General features: G+C 67.8%; 19 protein-coding genes. 11 read left to right on the top strand and 8 right to left on the bottom strand.

Annotated features, from left to right (window positions below; all coding sequences use genetic code 11):
- Positions 1 to 189: UxaA family hydrolase (locus tag MOQ72_RS31845; protein ID WP_277954965.1), on the top strand; the 189-nt coding region annotated here is incomplete at its 5' end.
- On the opposite strand, the gene MOQ72_RS31840 is transcribed toward MOQ72_RS31845, so the two are convergent.
- Positions 164 to 418: a DUF397 domain-containing protein gene (locus MOQ72_RS31840; protein ID WP_277954964.1), complete on the bottom strand. Its 255-nt coding sequence runs from the start codon at positions 416 to 418 to the stop codon at positions 164 to 166. The two genes, MOQ72_RS31845 and MOQ72_RS31840, sit on opposite strands and share 26 nt — an antisense overlap.
- Complete coding sequence (locus tag MOQ72_RS31830; RefSeq protein WP_242189451.1) at positions 415 to 1,269, bottom strand: helix-turn-helix domain-containing protein; 855 nt, start codon at positions 1,267 to 1,269, stop codon at positions 415 to 417. Before MOQ72_RS31830 ends, MOQ72_RS31840 begins: the two co-directional genes overlap by 4 nt.
- Positions 1,270 to 1,390: 121 nt before the next feature.
- Here MOQ72_RS31830 and MOQ72_RS31825 point away from each other — a divergent pair, with 121 nt between their 5' ends.
- Both MOQ72_RS31825 and MOQ72_RS31820 read left to right on the top strand, forming a co-directional pair.
- Positions 1,391 to 1,642 carry an HC3 family zinc finger protein gene (locus tag MOQ72_RS31825; RefSeq protein ID WP_242189450.1) on the top strand — a complete coding sequence of 84 codons (252 nt, stop codon included), beginning with the start codon at positions 1,391 to 1,393 and terminating at the stop codon, positions 1,640 to 1,642.
- A 180-nt stretch (positions 1,643 to 1,822) separates the two neighbouring features.
- Positions 1,823 to 2,137 (top strand): hypothetical protein, encoded by a 315-nt coding sequence (locus tag MOQ72_RS31820; protein WP_242189449.1) that lies wholly within the window; start codon positions 1,823 to 1,825, stop codon positions 2,135 to 2,137.
- Positions 2,138 to 2,488: 351 nt separating this feature from the next.
- On the opposite strand, the gene MOQ72_RS31815 is transcribed toward MOQ72_RS31820, so the two are convergent.
- On the bottom strand, positions 2,489 to 3,112 hold the full coding sequence (locus MOQ72_RS31815) for a nitroreductase family protein (protein WP_242189448.1): 624 nt from the start codon (positions 3,110 to 3,112) through the stop codon (positions 2,489 to 2,491).
- A gap of 143 nt (positions 3,113 to 3,255) precedes the next feature.
- Complete coding sequence (locus MOQ72_RS31810; protein WP_242189447.1) at positions 3,256 to 4,497, bottom strand: putative hexosyltransferase; 1,242 nt, start codon at positions 4,495 to 4,497, stop codon at positions 3,256 to 3,258.
- Between the two features lie 273 nt (positions 4,498 to 4,770).
- On the opposite strand from MOQ72_RS31810, the gene MOQ72_RS31805 reads away from it, so the two are divergent.
- From MOQ72_RS31805 to MOQ72_RS31795, 3 genes are all read left to right on the top strand, one after another.
- Positions 4,771 to 6,036 (top strand): aspartate kinase, encoded by a 1,266-nt coding sequence (locus MOQ72_RS31805; protein WP_242189446.1) that lies wholly within the window; start codon positions 4,771 to 4,773, stop codon positions 6,034 to 6,036.
- Positions 6,036 to 7,103 (top strand): aspartate-semialdehyde dehydrogenase, encoded by a 1,068-nt coding sequence (locus MOQ72_RS31800; RefSeq protein WP_242189445.1) that lies wholly within the window; start codon positions 6,036 to 6,038, stop codon positions 7,101 to 7,103. Before MOQ72_RS31805 ends, MOQ72_RS31800 begins: the two co-directional genes overlap by 1 nt.
- Positions 7,104 to 7,248: 145 nt before the next feature.
- Positions 7,249 to 7,827, top strand: a complete 579-nt coding sequence (locus MOQ72_RS31795; protein WP_242189444.1) for a Uma2 family endonuclease — start codon at positions 7,249 to 7,251, stop codon at positions 7,825 to 7,827.
- A gap of 146 nt (positions 7,828 to 7,973) precedes the next feature.
- Here the strand turns inward: MOQ72_RS31795 and MOQ72_RS31790 are convergent, their stop codons facing one another.
- Positions 7,974 to 9,203: an erythromycin esterase family protein gene (locus tag MOQ72_RS31790; RefSeq protein WP_242189443.1), complete on the bottom strand. Its 1,230-nt coding sequence runs from the start codon at positions 9,201 to 9,203 to the stop codon at positions 7,974 to 7,976.
- 113 nt (positions 9,204 to 9,316) lie between these two features.
- Between MOQ72_RS31790 and MOQ72_RS31785 the strand changes: the two genes are divergently transcribed.
- The 4 genes from MOQ72_RS31785 to MOQ72_RS31770 all read left to right on the top strand — a co-directional run bounded on the left by MOQ72_RS31785 (position 9,317) and on the right by MOQ72_RS31770 (position 13,624).
- Positions 9,317 to 10,060 (top strand): MerR family transcriptional regulator, encoded by a 744-nt coding sequence (locus tag MOQ72_RS31785; protein WP_277954984.1) that lies wholly within the window; start codon positions 9,317 to 9,319, stop codon positions 10,058 to 10,060.
- Between the two features lie 36 nt (positions 10,061 to 10,096).
- On the top strand, positions 10,097 to 11,572 hold the full coding sequence (locus tag MOQ72_RS31780) for a gluconokinase (protein WP_242189441.1): 1,476 nt from the start codon (positions 10,097 to 10,099) through the stop codon (positions 11,570 to 11,572).
- Between the two features lie 106 nt (positions 11,573 to 11,678).
- Complete coding sequence (locus MOQ72_RS31775) at positions 11,679 to 12,179, top strand: Fur family transcriptional regulator (protein WP_242189440.1); 501 nt, start codon at positions 11,679 to 11,681, stop codon at positions 12,177 to 12,179.
- Complete coding sequence (locus MOQ72_RS31770; RefSeq protein ID WP_242189439.1) at positions 12,176 to 13,624, top strand: catalase; 1,449 nt, start codon at positions 12,176 to 12,178, stop codon at positions 13,622 to 13,624. The genes MOQ72_RS31775 and MOQ72_RS31770 overlap by 4 nt, the downstream gene beginning before the upstream one ends.
- Positions 13,625 to 13,746: 122 nt before the next feature.
- On the opposite strand, the gene MOQ72_RS31765 is transcribed toward MOQ72_RS31770, so the two are convergent.
- From MOQ72_RS31765 to MOQ72_RS31755, 3 genes are all read right to left on the bottom strand, one after another.
- The gene (locus MOQ72_RS31765) at positions 13,747 to 15,318 is read right to left on the bottom strand and encodes a dynamin family protein (protein WP_242189438.1); all 1,572 of its coding nucleotides are present in this window, start codon (positions 15,316 to 15,318) and stop codon (positions 13,747 to 13,749) included.
- Positions 15,315 to 17,126 (bottom strand): dynamin family protein, encoded by a 1,812-nt coding sequence (locus MOQ72_RS31760; RefSeq protein WP_242189437.1) that lies wholly within the window; start codon positions 17,124 to 17,126, stop codon positions 15,315 to 15,317. The genes MOQ72_RS31765 and MOQ72_RS31760 overlap by 4 nt, the downstream gene beginning before the upstream one ends.
- Before the next feature lie 164 nt (positions 17,127 to 17,290).
- Entirely contained in the window at positions 17,291 to 18,655 is a 1,365-nt protein-coding gene (locus MOQ72_RS31755; protein ID WP_242189436.1) for an IniB N-terminal domain-containing protein, read from the bottom strand.
- A gap of 288 nt (positions 18,656 to 18,943) precedes the next feature.
- Here MOQ72_RS31755 and MOQ72_RS31750 point away from each other — a divergent pair, with 288 nt between their 5' ends.
- Entirely contained in the window at positions 18,944 to 20,311 is a 1,368-nt protein-coding gene (locus MOQ72_RS31750; protein WP_242189435.1) for an Hsp70 family protein, read from the top strand.
- Positions 20,312 to 20,340: the final 29 nt, after the last annotated feature.

The following is a 20,340-nucleotide window of genomic DNA, read 5'->3' as shown; positions in this document are numbered from 1 at the left end:
CCGGGCTACGACCCGGTGTCGGTGACCGGCATCGTGGCCGGTGGCGCGAACGTCGTCTGCTTCACCACCGGCCGCGGGGGGGGGGGGGGGGGGCCCCCCCCCCCCCCCCCGCCCCGGGCCCCCCCCCCCCCCCCCCCACCCCTGCCGCGACGTGCGGTGCGTCTCAGCGCTCGAACCGACCAGCCTTGACGGCGGTGAGGAAGTCGGACCACTGCGAAGGAGTCGCGACGAAGAACCCGCCATCCCGATCCTTCGTGTCCCGCACCGCGGCGCCGCCCGACAGTGCGCCGACCTCGACGCAGTCGGAGGAGGCTTGGCTCTGGCTCGACTTCCGCCAGTTGGTCACGTGTCCGACCTCGATGCAGGACTCTGTGTTCTGGCTATAGCTGGACTTTTTCCAGCCGCTCACTGAAGTCATCCCGTGGTCTCCATTTCCTTGCGGATCTCGGCGATGTACTTCCTCGACTCTGCCGGATCCAGTGCCACGCTGAACACCGTTTCGGCCGCCAGTCGGTAGATTTCGATGTCTGCGGGTTCATGCAGGAACAACCCTGATCTGCGGTTCTCCAGGTGTACGACCGGTGGAGCCTCGTCGGACTCGAACAACACGAATAGCCCCTCAAGGGCTGGGTGCCAACCGCTGGTGAACGGAACCACCCAAACATCGACGTTCGACAACTCCGATAGATCGAGCATGTGGTCCAACTGATCGGCCATGACCTGTGGCCCGCCGACGAGCTGTCGCAAGGCTGCCTCACCGATGACAGTCGAAAGTTGCACCGGGTTGTCTCGGCGAGTGATCGCATCCCGTCTGCCAACTCGCACCGCAATTCGGGTCTCAACTTCGTCCGGAGGTACGCCTCCGGCCGTCATGATGGCTCGAACGTACGCCGTGGATTGGAGTTGTCCGGGTACCAGCAAGGGTGCTGCATTCGTGATGGCCTTCGCGGTGCGTTCGAACTCAAGCAGCGCGGAGAGCTGTTGACGTTGTTCGGGAAGGCTCACGGCGAGCCAGTGCGACGCTGCGGTGCCCTCCGCCATGGCGAGGATCTCGTCGTACTGCTCGCCGGTGACCCCGAGGGTCGCCAGAATCCTTGCCACATCTGCGGATTTCGGGCAGCGATCGCCGGTCTCCCATCGCGAGAGCGTGCCGGGTGAGCAGTCGATGTAACTCGCAAGCTGCCGCAGACCCCAGTCGCGTTCTTCGCGCACTGCGCGCAGCGCTGCACCCAACGCCCGTGCTTTGGGGGTTCGAGTGTTTCCAGCCATGCAACACAGAATAAGCTCATTTTCGCTGTTCAACATCACCCGATGTGGGAATGGTCAACATTTCGTTTCCAGTGTTTTCTAGAACTGGAAACGATGGAGACGTGATTGGCAGGTGGTGTTGATGCATCCCTTCCACTGGGTTCCTGCGGAGGGGCAGCGGCACGCGAGTCTGGATTCCCGGCCAGGTGGGGGTTATCCGACAGGTATGGCGGTGTCGACGTTGTGCGAGCAGCGGTTGTCGGCGGATAACTCCGAACTCGGCTGGTTGTGGTCGACCTGCGGTGACTGCAACACCGAAGCGCACCGGATAGCCCGACGAGCACAAGTGGTTCTTGGCACTGTCGAGCGGAAGATGCCGCGCGATGAGCGCTGACACCGCAGGGTTGGCGGTTCTGTTGCGGCGCACCCAATGGTTGCTCGATGACCTCGCCTACCACGTCGGCGGGGGCCATCTCGATGCCGACGACTTCGCCGCCGCAGCCACCGCCCTCGACGAGATTTCGTTGCTGCTCAGGGAAAAAGCCCCGGCACCCCGATCGGAAGGATCAGCTGAATGCTCGCCGTGCTCCCGGACATCGCCGCAATCGCCGCCGCTCCCGCGTTCTTCCTCCTCGCGACCTACTGGAAGACCTACCGCCCCCAGCACGCCGGAGGCGGCGAAGGAGCTCTCACGGTCTGGCAACTGATCGCCCACGTCGAGGCGGAACGACAACAACGAGAACGAGGCGGCCGACATCGCCTCCACGAATCCGCACCCGACGCGGCCCGCGAGACGACCAGCCGACTATCCACATCGGACAACCACGCCTCCGAACCGCCGCCGCTGGAGGTCCACCGCCGCGTCCTCGACGCCCTCCACCACCTCTAGGTGCCGGTCTTGACCCGTGCTCCCGGCCGCCTGGCTGGGGTGCCTAAAACCTGGGCCCTCGATGCCGGTTGCTCCCCCGACCCCCGGCGGCATCGAGGCGCCCCGCGGGCCGGTCGGTGCGGCGCCCCTCCCTGCGCACCGACCGGCCACCCCCCAACACCAGGGGAAACCCAATTTCCGACAAATTCAGACCTAGGCTCACCCGCGAAAGGGCCGCCGATTTTAGGAAATTCGGGAACATCCGCCCCGACTCAGCGCACCGGGACGGGCTGGCGCATCGCCCGGTCGACCTTGGCGAGGATGGTCAAGACGATCACATGAGCAGCGGAAACGGGCTGACGAACCGGGGGCTCAGAACAGGGGCTTGCCCCAGGTACCGGCGAAGACCAGGTCGGACAGGGGTTTGCGGGTGCGCGGGCGGAGTTCCTTCTCCCGCAGTCGCTCGGGCATCCCGTCGAGCGTGCCCAGGCCGCCGACCGCGATCGCGATGACCGGTTCGTACTCGGCCGGGATTTCGAACTCGGCGCGCGCGGCGTCCCGGTCGAACCCGGCCATCTGGTGCGCGTACAACCCTTCGGCCACCGCCTGCAGCACCAGGTTCTGGGTCGCCAACGCCAGCCCGTACTCGCCGTAGGGCATCGGCTCGCCGTCCTCGTTGACCATCAGCGCGACCCCGATCGCCAGCACCGCGGCGTTGCTGGTCCAGCCCTTGTTCCCGCGCGACAACGTGCCGTGGATCCGGTCGAAGGTGGCCTCGCCCCGTCGCCCCGCGACAAACCGAGCGGGCTGGGTGTTGCCCCACGACGGAGCCCACCTGGCGGCCTCGAAAAGCGCGGTGAACTGCTGATCGCTCACCGAAGCCACCGCGTCCAGAGCGCGCGGGCTCCACCGCTCGGCCACCAGCGGATGCAGCGGGACTGACGCCTCCGCGGGCTTGCTCGCCGGTACATCGACCGCATATTCCTCGGCAGTCACGAAAACCTCCTGAGTCGCTGCCCGCGAGTCTGGCCACCGAGCGCCCCGATGTCCACAGCTGCAGGTGAAGCGTGAGGGGCACCCTTTACCAAGTAAGTTGGTAACGGGTGCCCCTCACCCCGTTCCGTCACGTGCGCGGGTAATCAGATCGCGTAGTCCCACGCGGTCAGTGAATAGGCTCCGAACCAGGAGCCGAAGAACACCAGTAGGACCGCAGTGGTCACCGCCGTTGTCGTGCGCCGTCGCGACAGCCCGATCGCTACCGGGATGAGCAGCGGGAACGCCGGTAACATCAGGCGGACCTTCGAGTACATCAGTCCGTCGGAGCCCAGATCCAGGACCAGCACCGCTGCGGCGAACACCATCAGCGGCCACGGCATCCGCAGCCGGAAGCACAGCACCAGCAGCACCAGCGCGGCCAGCACGATCCACACCGTGAAGGTCTCCAGCACCGACTTGTCCGAAGTCAGCGACTCGATCATGAACTTCCCGGTGGCAACCCCGCCGTCGAACGCCGACGACCAACCCCGCTGCTGGAGGCTGAAATATCCGGTGGGGTTGCTCGTCTGCCACCCCACCCAGCCGATGTAGAGCAGCATCCCGGCGGGCGCGAGCACCAGCGCCAACCACGGGCGCCAGGTGTCGCGGCGCTGCACGATCGCGATCAGCGCGGCCAGTCCGACGACCCCGAGCAGCGCGGCAGCCGTCGGCCGCACCAGACCGGCAGCCGCGCAGCACAGCCCGGCCAGCGGCCAGTTCCGCTCGATGACCCCGATCAACGCCCAGATCGACAAGGCGCAGAACATCGCCTCGGAGTAGGCCATCGACAGCACCACGGACATCGGAGCCGCCGCGAACAGCACGACCAGCAGCAACCCGACCCCGTCCGAGCCGCCGACGCGACGGCCCAACCGCGCCAACCCGTAGGCGGCCGCGACGCCGCACGCCAGGCTCGCGGTGATCGCCCCACCGGTCGTGCTGACGCCCGGTATCCAGGAGAAAGCCGTGATCAACAGCGGATAGCCGGGGAAGAAGGCCAGCGGCGTCTCGGGATAGCGGTGTCCGAAGCCGTCCACCATGTCCGGGTTGACCCCGCCGTAGCCGTGCTCGGCGATCTCCAGGTACCACTGCCCGTCCCAGGCCCGCAGGTTGTCGACCAGCGCTTCGTCGTTGGCGGCCGACAGCCATGCCAGCACCAGCAACCCGACCAACCGGATTGCGAGGTACACCACAGCTGGCCCGAAAGCGACGATCAGCCGGTACTGCTGCGGCGAGCCCCGACGAACCCGGTCCAGCAGCCCGGTGCCCAACTGTTTCCGCTGCGTAGCGGCAGTGTTTCCGACGCTGCCGACGGGTGGATCGACCGCTGAAGGAGTGGTGGACAACCGGGTCCTCCGCTCTTGTCGACAATCGCGTCCCACAGGGTAGTGGCGGATATTCGGATTGGGGTCAGGCGGTACCGGTTCGGTAGGCTAGTCCGGCAGCGGAGCGACCTGGTAGAAGGCCGTTTCGGCCTGGTGGGCCGACGCTGCCGATTGCCCGGTCGCGGGGCTCCCCGGCCCGCCGACGCGGTGTGCCGGTGCCTTCGTCCACTCGGTGTCAGCGCGGGGACAACTCGCGCCCGGGGCGGCCGCAGGGGTCGAGGAGGTTTGTTTCACGTGGCGCTCGTCGTCCAGAAGTACGGCGGTTCCTCACTCGAAAGTGCTGATCGCATCAAACGGGTCGCAGAACGCATCGTCGAGACCCGCAAGACGGGCAACGACGTGGTCGTCGTGTGCTCCGCGATGGGCGACACCACCGATGAACTGCTCGACCTCGCCAAACAGGTCAACCCGGCCCCGCCGGAGCGGGAACTCGACATGCTGCTGACCGCAGGGGAGCGCATCTCCAACGCCCTGGTGGCGATGGCGGTCGAGTCCCTGGGCGCGGAGGCCCGCTCGTTCACCGGCTCGCAGGCAGGCGTGATCACCACCTCGGCGCACCAGAACGCCCGGATCATCGACGTCACGCCCGGCCGGGTGCAGGAGGCGCTGGAACAGGGCCAGGTCGTGCTGGTCGCTGGCTTCCAGGGCGTTTCCCAGGACACCAAGGACATCACCACGCTCGGCCGCGGCGGCTCGGACACCACGGCGGTGGCGGTGGCGGCCGCGATGAACGCCGACGTGTGCGAGATCTACACCGACGTCGACGGCGTCTACACGGCCGATCCGCGCATCGTGCCCAACGCCCAGCACCTCGAAAGCATCAGCTACGAGGAGATGCTGGAGATGGCGGCCACCGGTGCGAAGGTGCTGCACCTGCGCGCCGTCGAGTACGCCCGCCGCTACAGCGTGCCGCTGCACGTCCGCTCTTCGTACACACCCAAGCCCGGAACGATCGTGTCCGGCTCAGTGGAGGACCTTTCCGTGGAACAGGCGATGATCACCGGCGTCTCGCACGACCGGTCGGAGGCGAAGGTCACCGTGCGCGGTGTGCCGGACAACCCCGGAGTCGCGGGGCGGATCTTCCGCGTGGTCGCCGACGCCGAGATCGACATCGACATGGTGCTGCAGAACGTCTCCAGCACCGCTTCCGGGCTGACCGACATCACCTTCACGGTGGCGCGCAGCAACGGCGCGGTGGCCGTCGCCGAGCTGGAGAAGATCAAGGACGAGGTCGGCTTCGACCAGGTCGTCTACGACGACAAGGTGGGCAAGGTCTCGCTGGTCGGCGCCGGGATGCGCTCGCACCCCGGAGTCACCGCGACGTTCTGCGAGGCGCTGTCCAACGCCGGGGTGAACATCGACATCATCAACACCTCGGAGATCCGGATTTCGGTGCTGATCCGCGACACCCAGCTCGAGGACGCGGTGCGTGCCCTGCACGACGCGTTCGAGCTCGGTGGCGACGAGGAGGCTGTGGTGTACGCGGGGAGTGGCCGCTGATGGCTCAGGAGAAGAAGGCTCCGACGCTGGCGATCGTGGGTGCCACCGGCGCGGTCGGCACCGTCATGATCGACATCATCAACCACCGCGAATCCGTGCCGTGGGGCGAAATCCGGTTGATCGCCTCCGCTCGGTCCGCGGGCAAGAAGATCACCGTGCGCGGCCAGGAACGCAATGTCGTGGAGCTGGCGCCGGAGGCGTTCGACGGCGTGGACATCGCGCTGTTCGACGTGCCGGACGAGATCTCCGCGCGGTGGGCTCCGGTGGCCGTCGAGCGCGGCGCCATCGCGGTGGACAACTCGGGCGCCTTCCGGATGGATCCCGACGTGCCGCTGGTGGTGCCGGAGGTCAACGCGGCGAAGGTGCACGAGCGTGCCAAGGGAATCATCGCGAACCCGAACTGCACGACGCTGTCGATGATGGCCGCGTTGGGTGCGCTGCACCGCGAGTTCGGCCTCCGCGAGTTGGTCGTCGCGTCCTACCAGGCGGCTTCGGGCGCAGGTCAGGAAGGCATCGAACGGCTGCACGCGGAGATCGCCGCGGTGGCGGGCAAGGGCGTCGGCGTGCGCGCCGGGGACGTCGCCGAGGCGCTGGCCGCGGCGGGGCTGCCGGAGGAGACGCCGTTCAAGGCGCCGCTGGCGCTCAACGTGGTGCCGTGGGCGGGTTCGCGCAAGGACGACGGCTGGACCTCGGAGGAGCTGAAGGTCCGCAACGAATCCCGCAAGATCCTGGGCATCCCGGATCTGAAGGTGTCCGCCACCTGCGTGCGGGTGCCGGTGGTGACCACGCACTCGCTGGCGGTGCACGCCAGCTTCGAGCGCGAGGTGACCGTCGAGCAGGCGCACCAGGTGTTCGAGGCGCAGCCGACGATCGTGCTGCAGGACGACCACGACAACGGGGTGTTCCCGACCCCGGCGGGTGTGGTCGGCGGTGACCCGACCTTCGTGGGCCGGGTCCGGCAGGCGCTGGACTTCCCGAACACGCTGGACTTCTTCGTCTGCGGCGACAACCTCCGCAAGGGCGCGGCGCTGAACACCTACGAGATCGCCGAAACCCTCGCGAACTGACCTGAGCGGGGCCTGAAGGGCGCCTTCCTCCTGGTCCCGGGAGGAAGGCGCCCTTATTGTTGCGGGTGTAGTGGAGGGGAAAGCCACTCGAACGTGTGTTTGTGTGCATCTCAAACCAATGTTCGATGAGGCCGATATTGGAGGCATGTCCGTGATGACCTGGCCCGACCACCCGTTGACCTTGGAGGAGTTCGACCAGCTCCCCGAGGACAACTCGCGGCGCTATGAACTTCAGGAAGGCAACCTCCAAGTGACTGCGCAAGCTGCCGGTATCCATCAGCGCATCGTCCGGCAACTGACCCGCGTGCTAGACGATCAGATGCTGGAGGAATGGGAAGCTGCGCAGGACATGGAGGTGATTCTCACCCCAACATGGCCGCCCACCGTGCGTGTTCCCGACGTGGTGATCGCCCCGACTGCACTGATCGATCAGGATCCGACCCGAATCCATGCCAAGGATGTCGCGGTGGCCGTTGAGGTTGTATCCCCAGGATCAGGAAGAACTGACCGGCTCCTGAAGATGTTCGAGTACGCGAAGGCGGGTATCCCCTTCTACTGGATTATCGAACGGACCGACCACTCAATAGCGCTGACAGAACACCACTTCGTCGAAGGAATTTACGAAGTCATCACTGAATGCCGTGGCGGTGTGTTTACCGCCGACTTGCCCTTTGAACTACACGTTGATCTTGACGTCCTGACGCGGCGACCACGGCGACGGTAGAGCTGAGGGGCTGAGCTCGGAAGCTCCGAGAAAAGTCCAGCGGATAGGTTGCGCATGAGGCATGCCCCGGTTGTCCTCGGCGCCGATCTCGGTACCACTTCGACGGAGGTCGTCGCGGCGGGAACAATGGCGGCAATCGAGTGCCGCTACCAGTACTGATGCTGCTTGCCGTCGGTGTCGGTGATGAAGATGACCGCGTCGGCGCCGTTCAACTCCGCCGGGTTCAGCGGGAGGTGGCCGCGCACGATTGGTTTGCCCGTGCCGATTGACGGGGGAAGCGCGGCGCGCAGGGCTTGTGTCGGGAACAGGGCGCGGCGGGTTGTCGCCTCGGCCAACACGCCCTGGAGGGTGCCTGGATCGCTGTCGGGGTTGGCGTCGGTTGCGAGGAACATGTAGCGCTCGCCGAGGGTGAGCCCGACGAGCGCGCCAGCGCTTCCCCAGCTCACCTCGTCCGCTGGCACGACCCCGCCGACCGGCATGTGGGACTCCGCGCGCTGGAGGTGCACGTTGTGCGCGAACACCAGGCTCGGCCCGCGTTGCTGCTCCTGGGCAACGATCGCGAGCAGGTTCTCTGCCATCATCTCGGCGCGCAGGCTGAGCAAGGTCGCGATGCGATCGGGTGTAGGGCTGGCCATGGCCGCGTGATAGCGCAGCAGGCCTTGGGCGGTGCGCGCGTGCGCGAGGGCGTGGGCGTAGCCGGTCGGGTCGGCGGGGTGCAGGTCGGGTGCCGCGCGGCGCAGCGTGCTGGCGAGATCGTCCGCGACGATGCGCAGGGCGCGAGCGCGGTCGGAGTCGCCGATGGACGCTGCCGGGTTGAACATGGCCGCCTCGTTCGTCCAGTCCGCGTCCTCACCGAGCAGCGCGTCGAGGTCGCGGACTGAGTCGGGCCGCAGCGCCGCGGGCAAGTAGTCGTTGGCCGAGGACAGTGCGCGTCGCGGGCTTGGCGCACTGGAGAACTCCAACGGCGCGTCGAAGCCGTAGAAGCGAACGCGGTCCTGCGGCGCGCGGTCGGCGTTGTGCGTGCGGATCCATTCGACGAGTTCGCGGTTGCCCGGCACGGCGCCGAACCTGTGGCTGAACCCGGTCGCGAGTACGTTGTCGAGCTCCGCCGTGGCCCCGTCCACGTAGTCGTCGACGGCGGACGCGGCAAAGATATCGGTCTCCAGCACGATCGACCGGTACCCGCGTTCGACGAGGTGACCGAGGAGTTCGTTGCGCAGCAACGGGAACGCCTCGACCCCGTGTGTCGGTTCGCCGAGGGCGAGCAGGATCGGCGGTTCGGTCCGCGCGGCGAGTAGTTCGTCGAGGACACGGCCCAGGCTTGCCGGGTCGTCGAGTTGGCGGCCGATCCCACGCAGTGATGCAGCAGTGGACATGAACACCCCTTTTCGGAAGGAACTGCCCTCGACACTATCGTTGAAGAATCGATTGAAACTTTCGTGACATCTACCTGGGTTCGCTAGATTGAAGCCTCAATCGGAGGTGCAAGCTGCGACCTATCGACCTGGCCCGAGAACACGGGTTGTCCGCACAGGCGATCCGCAACTACGACGACGCGGGCATCCTCCCGCCGACCGAGCGCAGCGAGACCGGCTACCGGCGCTACACGCCCCTGCACGCACAGGCCCTGCGCGCCTTCCTCGCGTTGCGCGGCGGCCACGGCCACCAGCAGGCAATGGAGATCATGCGCGCGACCAACCGAGGCGACACCGAGTCCGCCTACCGGCTCATCGACGCCGCGCACGTCGCGCTGCTCGCCGAACGCGACACCCGCGCCGAGGTCGCCACTGCCCTCGGCGCCCTGTCCACCACCACTCCCACCCCGGTCAACGGTCGACCGCTGACCGTGGGCGAACTCGCGCGCCGACTCGGCGTGCACCCAGCGACGCTGCGCACCTGGGAGACCGAGGGCATCCTGCGACCCGAACGCAACCGGGCAACGGGTTACCGCGAATACGGACCGGACTGCGTGCGCGACGCCGATCTCGCACGGCAGCTGCGCCGAGGCGGGTACCTGCTGCACCAAGTCGCGCAGTTCATCGAGTCGCTGCGCGAGGCGGGCGGGGCAGACGCTTTGAACGCCTTCCTCGACTCCTGGCAGGACCGGCTGACCACGCGCAGCCGCAACCTCCTCACCGGCGCGGCCCAGCTCGACGCCTACCTCACCCTGCTGGGCCAGACCGAGCAGGGAGTCAGGGGAGGGCCTGAGTCGTGCGACCACAGAAGGCCGTGACCTGAACGGATTAGGTCCGGCGGATAGGTTTGGGGCATGAGCCATGCCCCGGTTGTCCTCGGCATCGATCTCGGCACCACAGCGACGAAGGTCGTCGCGGCGGGTAGCGATGCTCGGGTGCTGCACCAGACCGAGCGCGGATACCCGTTGCGCACCGACGAGTCCGGCGAGGCCGTGCAGGATGCCGTCCAGGTCCGGGATGCGGCGATCGAGGCGTTGGCCGAATGCGTGGCTTGGGCGGACGAGCGCGACCACCCGGTGGCCGGGTTGTCGTTCAGCACCGCTATGCACACCTTGGTCGGCCTCGACTCGGCCGGTGAACCGGCCACCCCGGCGTTCAACTGGGCGGACACCCGCGCGGCCGAGGTCGCCAAGCGGCTGCGGTCCGACTGGGACGCCGCGGCAGCGTTGCACCGGGCCACCGGAACTCCGGTGCACACCCAGTCGGTCATGGTGAAGTTGGCTTGGTTGACCGGAAGCCGCGCCGACCTGACGCGTGACGTGGTGCGGTGGTGCGCGCTGAAGGATTTCGTGGTCGCGGCCTTCGTCGACGAGTTCGTCACCGAGTACTCGCTGAGCTCGGGCAGTGGTCTGCAGGACATGGCGACGTTGCGATGGCACGAGCCAGCTCTGGAGGTCGCGGGCATCCGGGCCGACCAACTGCCCGAGATCCACGCGCCGACGGACGCGTTGCCGCTGAAGTCGCAGGTAGCTAAGGCTGTTGGATTACCGGAAGGGCTGCCCGTGGTGCTCGGCGGTGGCGATGGTCCGCTGGCCAACCTCGGGGTCGGGGCGGTTGGCCCAGGCGTCGCCGCGCTGTCGCTCGGCACCAGCGGGGCGCTCCGGGTGACCCGCGACCGGCCGGGTGTGGACGACCGGTGCCGCACGTTCAGCTACGCGATGGCCGACGGGCTCTGGGTGATCGGCGGGGCCGTGAGCAACGGTGCCGTGGTCGCCCAGTGGGCGTCGGAAGCCTTCGGGGTGGACGTCGCGGACCTGCTCGACGAGGCGTCGGAGGTGCCCGCGGGCGCGGAAGGGTTGATGGCCCTGCCGTATCTGCTCGGCGAGCGGGCCCCGTGGTGGGAACCGGGCCTGACCGGCGCGTTCGTGGGTCTCCGGCGTTCGCACGGTCGTGCCGAGATGACTCGCGCGGTGGTCGAAGGCGTGGCCCAGCAGCTCGCCCTGGTGCGCGATGCGGTGGCTGACTCCGGGGCCGAAGTGCGAGCGGTGCGCGCTACCGGCGGCGGCTTCCGCAGCCGGGTGTGGGCGGACGCGATCGCGGCCGCGCTGGACATCGACCTGGAGTTGGCGGAGGGCAGCGGCGGGTCAGGGCTCGGCGCGGTGCTGCTGGGCTGGCGAGCGCTCGGCGAACTCGATTCGCTGCAACGCGCCGCAGACCTGGTGCGGCTGGACGGCAAGATCGCGCCGGACCCGGCGGCGGCCCAGTTGATGGCCCGCCGTCGACCGCTGGTCGACCAACTGCACAAGGCACTCCGCGACTTGGCGCTGTAAGGGCCTGTCTTGCCGGTCGGGCTGGCTTGGGGGATGAGTTGGGACACACACTGCTGGGTGCTTTCTTGACTCGTTCCAATCTTTGGGTGTCATACTTGGCCTCGCTATGACCCTCAGCACGACGAACGGCAACCATTCCGCCAGCGCGGACGACCCGCGTGAGCGGTTGCGGGCTGCCGGTCTTCGGGTCACCAAACCGCGACTCGCGGTGCTGCGGTGGCTGGCTGGCCATCCGCACGCAACCGCCGACCAGGTGGCGACCGCAGTGCGCGGGCGACTCGGTTCGGTGTCCACTCAGGCCGTTTACGACGTGCTGAACGCGTGCGGCAACGCCGGGCTGCTGCGGCGGATCGAGCCCGCCGGGCATCCGGCCAGGTTCGAAACTCGAACCGCCGACAACCACCACCACCTGGTGTGCCGCGTGTGCGGCCGGACCGAGGACGTCGACTGCGTCTACGGCTCCGCCCCGTGCCTGACGCCGTCGTCCACCGCGGGCTACGACGTGGACGAAGCGGAGGTCGTGTTCTGGGGGTTATGTCCTGATTGTCGGTCCTCGGCAACCGCGCCGGGGGATCGCAGCCACCACCACGAGGAGGGACGATCGTGAGTTCGGCACGACCTACCACCAGCAACGCCGGAATCCCGGTCGCCAGCGACGACCACTCGTTGACCGCCGGTCCCAACGGCCCGATCCTGCTGCAAGACCACTACCTGATCGAGAAGAACGCCCAGTTCAACCGCGAGCGGGTGCCGGAGCGCGTGGTGCACGCCAAGGGCGGCGGCGCGTTCGGCTTCTTCGAGGTCACCGACGACGTCAGCCAGTACACCAGGGCCGCCGTGTTCCAGCCGGGCACCAAGACCGAAACGCTGATCCGGTTCTCCTCGGTCGCTGGTGAGCTGGGTTCGCCGGACACCTGGCGCGACCCGCGCGGTACCGCGATGAAGTTCTACACCACCGAGGGCAACTACGACCTCGTCGGCAACAACACCCCGGTGTTCTTCATCCGGGACGCGATCAAGTTCCCGGACTTCATCCGCTCGCAGAAGCGCCGCGCCGACAACCACCTGCGCGACCACGACATGCAGTGGGACTTCTGGACCAATTGCCCGGAGTCGGCGCACCAGGTGACCTGGCTGATGGGTGACCGCGGCATCCCGAAGACCTGGCGGAACATGAACCTCTACGGTTCGCACACCTACCTGTGGATCAACGGGGCGGGCGAGAAGTTCTGGGTCAAGTACCACTTCAAGACCGACCAGGGCCACGCGTTCCTCAGCCAGGCCGACGCGGACCGGCTGGCCGGTGAGGACGCCGACCACCACATCCGCGACCTGTGGACCACCATCGCCAGCGGCGAGCACCCGAGTTGGACGCTGTACGTCCAGGTCATGCCGTTCGAGGAGGCCGCGGACTACCGGTTCAACCCGTTCGACCTGACCAAGGTGTGGCCGCACGGCGACTACCCGCTGATCAGGGTCGGCAAGTTCGTGCTGAACCGGAACCCGGAGAACTACTTCGCGCAGGTCGAGCAGGCCGCGTTCGAGCCGTCGAACCTGGTTCCGGGGGTGGGCACCTCGCCGGACAAGATGCTGCAGGGCCGCCTGTTCTCCTACCCGGACGCGCACCGCTACCGGATCGGCACCAACTACATGGACCTGCCGGTCAACCGTCCGGTCGCGCCGGTCAACAGCTACGCCAAGGACGGCCAGATGCGGTACAGCTTCGGCGTGGGCGACCCGGTGTACGCGCCGAACTCCTACGGCGGCCCGCACGCGGATGCCTCCTACGGCACCGACGACGCGCCGACCGGCATCGAGCACGAAGTCATCCGCTCGGCCTACCGGTTGCACGCCGAGGACGACGACTTCGGCCAGCCGGGTGCGATGGTCCGCAACGTCTTCAACGACGAGGAGCGGACCCGGTTCGTCGACAACGTCTCCGGCCACCTCGCCAAGGGCGTGAGCAAGCCGGTCCTGGAGCGGGCGCTGGAGTACTGGCGCAGCGTCGACAAGGCCACCGGCGACAAGATCGCCGACAAGCTCCAGGGCTGACAGCCACCGCTGACTGCGGCAACCACCACACGCGAAGGCCCGGGAGCCCGATGCTCCCGGGCCTTCGCACGTGGGGAAGAGGTGGCGAACCACGCCAGCTCGAAAGTCCGAAGTGGACAGGATCAGCCGCGGGAGTGGGCGCCCGGGGTGTTCTGGGTCGGTTGCGGGTCGTGGCGGTGACCGTGCTGGGCTTGGGGATTCTGCTGGTGCTGGGTGGTTTGCGGTCGCTGGGCGCTGTGGACCTGGTGGAGGATCAGGCGTTCGCAGCTGCGCAGGACCGTTCGGGCCGCCTCGCGGTGGGTCCGGTCGTGCAGTGGATTCACCGATTGCTCACGCCACCGCGACAGCGCGGCCGCCGCCTCGTCGGCCAGATCCACTTCCAGCGCCAGCTCGTCCCGGCCGAGCCGCGCGTGCGGAGCGGCGCCGAACGCCCCGAGCAACCGCTTGGCCTCCGACTGGAGCGGCCGGGCGAACCGCACCTGCCCGGAATCCAGCGCCGACAGCAGCCGCAGTTCGTTCCACTCGTGCGCGTTGACCAGCAGTCGTTCGAACTCGCCGCGCAACTGCTGCACGCCGGGTCGGGGATTGGCGCGCAACACCATGTCGACGGCCAGCAGCGCGGATCGGGCCCGCAACGCGCTCTGCCGCTCCACGAACTGCTGGTGCACGGCCTCCTGCAGCAGGTTCATGCCGCTTTCGTCGAGCAACGCGGCCCGCAGGTTCTGCGCGTCCGTCACCCCGCCGCGCAGCAACGTCAGGGCACGCTCGACGCCGAAGTGCCCGAACCGCTCGAGCAGCTGCCGTCGGACCGGCCCCGGTGTCGACTCCAAACCGGTGCTGTTGATGAACCGGTCCGCGGACAACAACAAGGCGTCCTGGTCGTTCTGGGACAACCGCGCCAGGTTGCCCAGCGCGGTGAACTCCTCGTCGGTCATCGTCGCCACGGCCTGCCCCAGCAGCCCGATCACCGGAATTAGGTGCTGCGCGAAGGACCGCAGCGTGGGGTCGTTGCGGTAGCGCTCCGCGATCCGCTCGGCGCTCTGCAGCGCTTCCGGGCCGCCGCTGCCGGTCTCGTCGGCGCGGGAGAACGCCACGATCGTGTTGATCGGCACGCAGCGGGCCGTCTGCAACTCGTTGACCGACTGCAGGAACTGCAGGTCGGTCTGCCGCGGATACCGCGTCAGGTAGAGCACGGCGTCCGCTTCGGACAGGATCTGCGCGAGCGCCGACCGCCCGGTCTCCTGGACCGCTGCCGACGCGACACCGGGTGTTTCGATCAGGGTGATGGCCTGCAATCCCGGCGTCGGCGCCTCGATCACCAGCCGGGCCACTTCGTCGGGCCGCCAGTGCTGCAGGTCGCGGATGGTGCCGGCGTCCAATGTGGTCACCGGCACGTTCTGCACCGCGCCGTGCGGGGTGTGGATCAGGATCCTCGGTTCCGGCCCGTACTGGTAGAAGGTGTTGACCTGGGTGCGCTCCTCGGCGTCGGTGGGCGCGAGCTCCTCGCCGACCAGCGCGTTGATCAGCGTGGACTTGCCCGACTTCACCCGGCCGCTGACGGCGATGCGCAGCGGCTGGCCGAGCCGTTCCAGCCGATCGCGCAGCCAGGCGGAGGTGCGCGGATCGTCCCGGTAGAAGGTCATGGTGCGGATCAACAGCGCGCGGGCGCGCTCCAGCAGTGCATCGGTGCTCATGCCGCGGTGATCCGGTTCTGGGTCAGCATGTTGACCCGCCGACGCAGCACCGTGAGGTCTTCCAGCTTCTGCCGGATCTCCTTGGCCCGCTGATCGCGATCCACCGCGCTGCGCTCGGCGGACCGCTTGATCTCCTGGATGGCTCGGCTGATCTCCATCTGGGCATCTTCGGTGATCCCCATGTAGTGCGAGTGCAGGCCCCGGTGCACGCCGCGGATCGCGTCCTTGGCCTCCTTGTTCACCTGGAAGATGACCTGCTCGACGTAGCGCTGGACCGCGGTCTTCGCCTCGGACTGGCGGCGGCGCAACCGCAGGTCCTTGTCCTCCTTGAGGCTCTTGGTGCCCAGCAGGACGCCCGCCGAGATCGACACCACGTTGATCAGCGGCAGGTTCGCCAGCGTGGTGATCAGGCCGAACATCAGCACGCCGCCGTAGGAGCCGCGCAGCCCGGTCAGGAACTGGTCGAAACGCTTGTACTCCGAGTTCGGCGGCAACTTCGGTTCCGGGACCTCGTCCAGCGGGTCCGGTGGGCGAACGCGGTCCAGGTTCGGCAGCGCCCCGGCGTGCTGGGCCAGCATTTCGTCGGCGACCTGCTCGGCGAGCCGTTCCTTGCGCTGTTCCAGCCACTCGAAGGTCTCGGTGATCGCGGCGGTGAGCTGGGCGGCCAGCCAGTCGCGGAACTCGTCCCAGACCTCCAGCGGATCGGCGGCCTCGAAGATCTCGCTGACCTCGTGCAACACCGCCCAGCTGCGTTCCCGGAAGTCGAATTCGATGTCGGTGAACATCTCGGAGATGCCCTCGTTGAGCGCCTTCTGCCACCGGCTGGCGACCCGCTTGAGGTCTTCGGCGCGGCGCTGCGCGGTCTCCAGTTCCACCAGGGTCTCGGCCGCGGTGCGCGGGTTCTGCGCGGCGAGTTCGGCCCGCAGCGCGTCGTTGATCTGGGTGAGCGCCTCGGAGACGTTGTGCGCGACCAGCCGCCGGGTGAGCTGCTCGTGCCTGCCCGCCATTTCGGTCTTGAGGAATTCCAGCAGCGGTGGGAACCCGGACTCGGCGTTGAGGTTGGTGTTCTTGGTCTGCATCGCACGCATCCGGATGTTCGCCGACACCGGGAAGATCTTGGCGGCGATACCGGCGTTGTCCAGGTGCTTCCGGTTGACTTCGAGCACTCGCCGCCAGTGCGGCGTCCGGTCGATCTTGGGCAGCACCAGCGCGACGTTCGGGCACAGCGCGGTGGCCTGCTTGAGGAAGGTGAGCTCGTTGGTGGTCAGTTCCTGGGTGGCGTCGGAGACCATCAGCAGCGCATCGGCCTCCGCGACCACGGCCAGCGTGGTGGCGGTCAGCGATGAGGACACGCTACCGACGCCGGGGGTGTCCATCAGCGCGAGACCGTTCTGCAGCACCGCCCGGGGGATGCCTATCTCACCGCGCGTGACCGGGCGGCCGAGCGCGAGTGCGCGTTCGAGCTGTTCGCGGACCTGCTCGATGGGCACCGGCATGCGTTCCAGGGCGGCCGGCCCTTGCCTCGGTTCGTGCTCGATGAGCAGGGCGGTCGGTTCGTCGGAGTGCCGGACGAGGGTGGGCACGACGGTGGTCACGTCGTCGCCGGAGGCGCACACCGGTGCGTTCACGATGGCGTTGACCAGGGCACTCTTGCCCTGCTTCGACTCGCCGACGACCAGCACGAGCTGCGTTGGGTCGAGCACGCGAGCGCGGATTTGGCGCAGTCGGCCGTGCAGATCAGCGCGTTGCTGCTCGGCACATTCCGCAGTCGCGCGATCGATCAGTTCCACCAACGCCGTCTCGATCACGGCGTCGATTGTGGCAGTGCCGCAGCCGATAGAAAAACCCAATCGGCTGAACTCGTACCTGTAACACGCACCCGGAGTGTCAAGAACGGCAAAAAGCGGTCCGAAATGCGAAGAATGCCGGGATCCGCAGTGCGCGGATCCCGGCATTCAGTTGCTCACTGCGTTCAGAGCAGGCCGTCCAGCGGCAGCGCGGAGGTGGCGGTGTTCACCACGTCCTCCACGGGCTCGCCCACGATCGGGCCAGCAACCGGCAGGTCGCTCGGCGCGGGCAGGTGGGAGACCACGTCGCCGACCGGCAGCGCCGAGGTGACGTCGTCGACCGGGAGGGCCGAAACCACGTCGTCGACGGGCAGGGTGGAGGTCACGTCGTCGACCGGGAGGGCCGAAACCACGTCGTCGACGGGCAGGGCGGAGGTCACGTCGTCCACCGGCAGGACGTTGACGTCGCCACCGGTCACACCGCCGACCACGTCGCCGACGACCGGCACGCCGCCAGCCACGTCGCCCACAACACCGGTCACGTTGCCGATCAGGTCGCCACCAGCGACGTTGCTGACCACGTCACCGGCGATCGGGACGTTGCCCACGACACCGGTCACGTTGCCGACCAGGTCGCCACCAACGACGCCGCCGACCAGGTCGCCACCGACGACGCCGCCGATCAGGTCGCCACCGGCCACGTTGCCAACCAGGTTGGTGACGTTGGCGGCGACGTCGCCGACGATCGGAGCGTCGTTGACGACGTTCAGCACGTCCAGGTTCACCGAGTTGTCCACGATGTTGGTCACGTCACCGTGCACCATCGTGCCAGCGCCAGCGGCCAAGTCGACGCTGGTGTCGAAGACGTGCGTCGCGGTCTCGTTGACCTGGGACACGGTGCCGTAGGTCAGGTCGCCCACCACGTTGGTGGCGCTGGACAGGTCGAGGCTGTCGCCGACCTGGCCCACCGTGTTGCCCACGACGCTGGCCACGATGTTGTCGTTGCCGATGTTGTTGTTGCTCAGCACGTCGTGAACGCTGATCAGGTTGTGCGAGTCGTTGTTCTCGATGTCGATGTCGACGTTGTGCGACGAGGCCGGAGCCGGGGCCGGCATCGTGGCGTCGACGTCGCTGTCCTTGCCGAAGTCGGCGGGCTGGGCGGGGGTGCTCTGCAGCATGCTCTGTTCTTCCTGCTCGAATGGATGTGCGGGATGCAGTTCGTTGATCGCGACGTGCTGGGTGCTCGCAGCGAACTTCTCGACGCTGCTCTGGAGTGAGCGGTCGTACGCGGTGACGACCTCGACCGGCGCGTAGTCGAGGACCAGCGACGTGGCTTGCAGGACGTCTGTCGCGGTCATCCCCCCGAGTCCGGCTTGATCCAGCGTGGCTTGTGGATCAGCGTCGAAGGCCGACCGGGCGGCCGGGTCGCTGACGAGGCGCGTGAGGAACTCGTACAGCGTCGGCTGATCCGGCAGGCCAGCGGTGGAGTGCGTCCCGGGGTCGGACGTGGAGGACTCGGCCCGACCAGTCGCTTGCTGAGGGTTCACCATCCTTGGGCCTCCCAATGCTCAGCGGTACTCGGCTGGGTGTCTTCCGAGTGAGGTCGTCCGGTCCCTCACTGCCGTGTTGATCACCGTAGAGACGTCAGGCCCCCCAGCCATCGGGAACGACTCCTAGTTATCCGGGCACCTATTAGGGGATCTATGAGGTGGCCCATTAGGGGGTCGGTTGGGGCATCCGGAACCTGTGTGTAACTGGATGCGCGCTAAATTGTGTCCACCCTGCGCCACTGCGGGTATCGCTCGATGGTGGTTAGTTCGGTCACACGAAGGGATTGCATGCCTTACGTCCTGGGCATTCATCTGGGCGCGACGGCGACGACGGCTGCCATTGCCCGGAGAGACGGCAGCCGCTGGTCACCGGCCGCGCCGGTCCCGCTGGCCGCCGGGCCCGTGGTGCCGACCGTGCTGTGCAGAGTCCAGGACGGGTCGTTCGTAGCTGGCGAGGCCGCTCAGCGGCAGGAGATCACCCACCACGAGTGGGTGGTGCACGGCTTCACCGGACGGCTGGGCGACGATCTACCGCTGCTGGTCGGCAGCGAGTTCATCCCCGCCCAGCGGCTGGTGGCGGCGATGATCGAGTGGGTGGCCGATGCGGTCGCGCACCGGCAGGGGCATCCGGCCGAGCACATCGCGGTCGCGCACAGCGCGACCTGGGGCCCGCATCGCACCCACCTGGTCCACCAGGCATTGGCCCAGCTCGGCCTGACCGACGTGACGATGGTGCCCGAACCGATGGCCGTCGCCCTCGACTACGCCGCCAAGCAGCGCGTCGAGGAGCACGAGCCGGTCGTGGTGGGCAACATCGGGGGCAGCGGTTTCGACGCGACCGTGCTGCGCCGCCGCCGACGGGGCTTCGAGGTGGTCGGCTCGCCGCTGAACACCGAGCATCCCAGCGGCCAGGACCTCGACGACGAGATCTTCGCCGCGGTCCGCGCCGAGTTCGGTGATCGGCTGGGCGCGCTCGACTTCGCCGATCTCAACCAGCGGGCCGCACTCGCGCACCTGCGCGCGGAGTGCGTCCGGGCGAAGGAAGCCCTCTCGCACCAACCAGGTGTGCAGCTGCGGGTGGAACTGCCAGGGGTGCGCACCGAGTTCGCGTTGTCCCGCTCCCGGTACGAGCAGCTCGCCCGGCCGCACCTGGAGCGGGTGCCGGAGCTGATCCTGCAGGCGGTGCAGTCGGCGACGCTGTCGCCGGACGACCTCGACGTGGTCGTGCTGGCCGGTGGCACCGCGCGCACCCCGCTGCTGAAGCAGCTGGTGGGCGAGCGGTTGCAGAAACCACCGCTGGTCGACGTCGCGCCCGAACTGGCCGCGGCCAGCGGCGCGGCGCTGGCCGCGGTGCAGGTTCTGTCGACCGACGCGGACCAGGGGTCGGTGGCCGAGACCAGCGTGTTGATGCGCATCGAAGGCTCCGACGACTCGTTCGAGGACTTCGACGAGGAGGTGGCGGCAGCGCCTCGGCCGCCGATCGAGGTGGAGCCGATGCCGTTGGAGGAGCCGGACGAGGACCGGGCGCGACGCATCAAGATCCTGAAGCTGTCGGTGGCCGCGGTGTTGATCATCGGTGGGCTGCTGCTTACCTTCCTCTGGCCCAACGCCTCGATCGGCGGTGTGCTCAGCGCGATCCAGCACATGCGCCATTGACCGGGATGCCGCCAATCGATCGGGATGAC

Source organism: Saccharopolyspora soli, assembly GCF_022678645.1.
GTDB classification, from domain to species: domain Bacteria; phylum Actinomycetota; class Actinomycetes; order Mycobacteriales; family Pseudonocardiaceae; genus Saccharopolyspora; species Saccharopolyspora soli.
The sequence above is the reverse complement of the archived record's forward strand: the minus strand, read 5'-3'. Positions and strand labels throughout refer to the sequence as shown.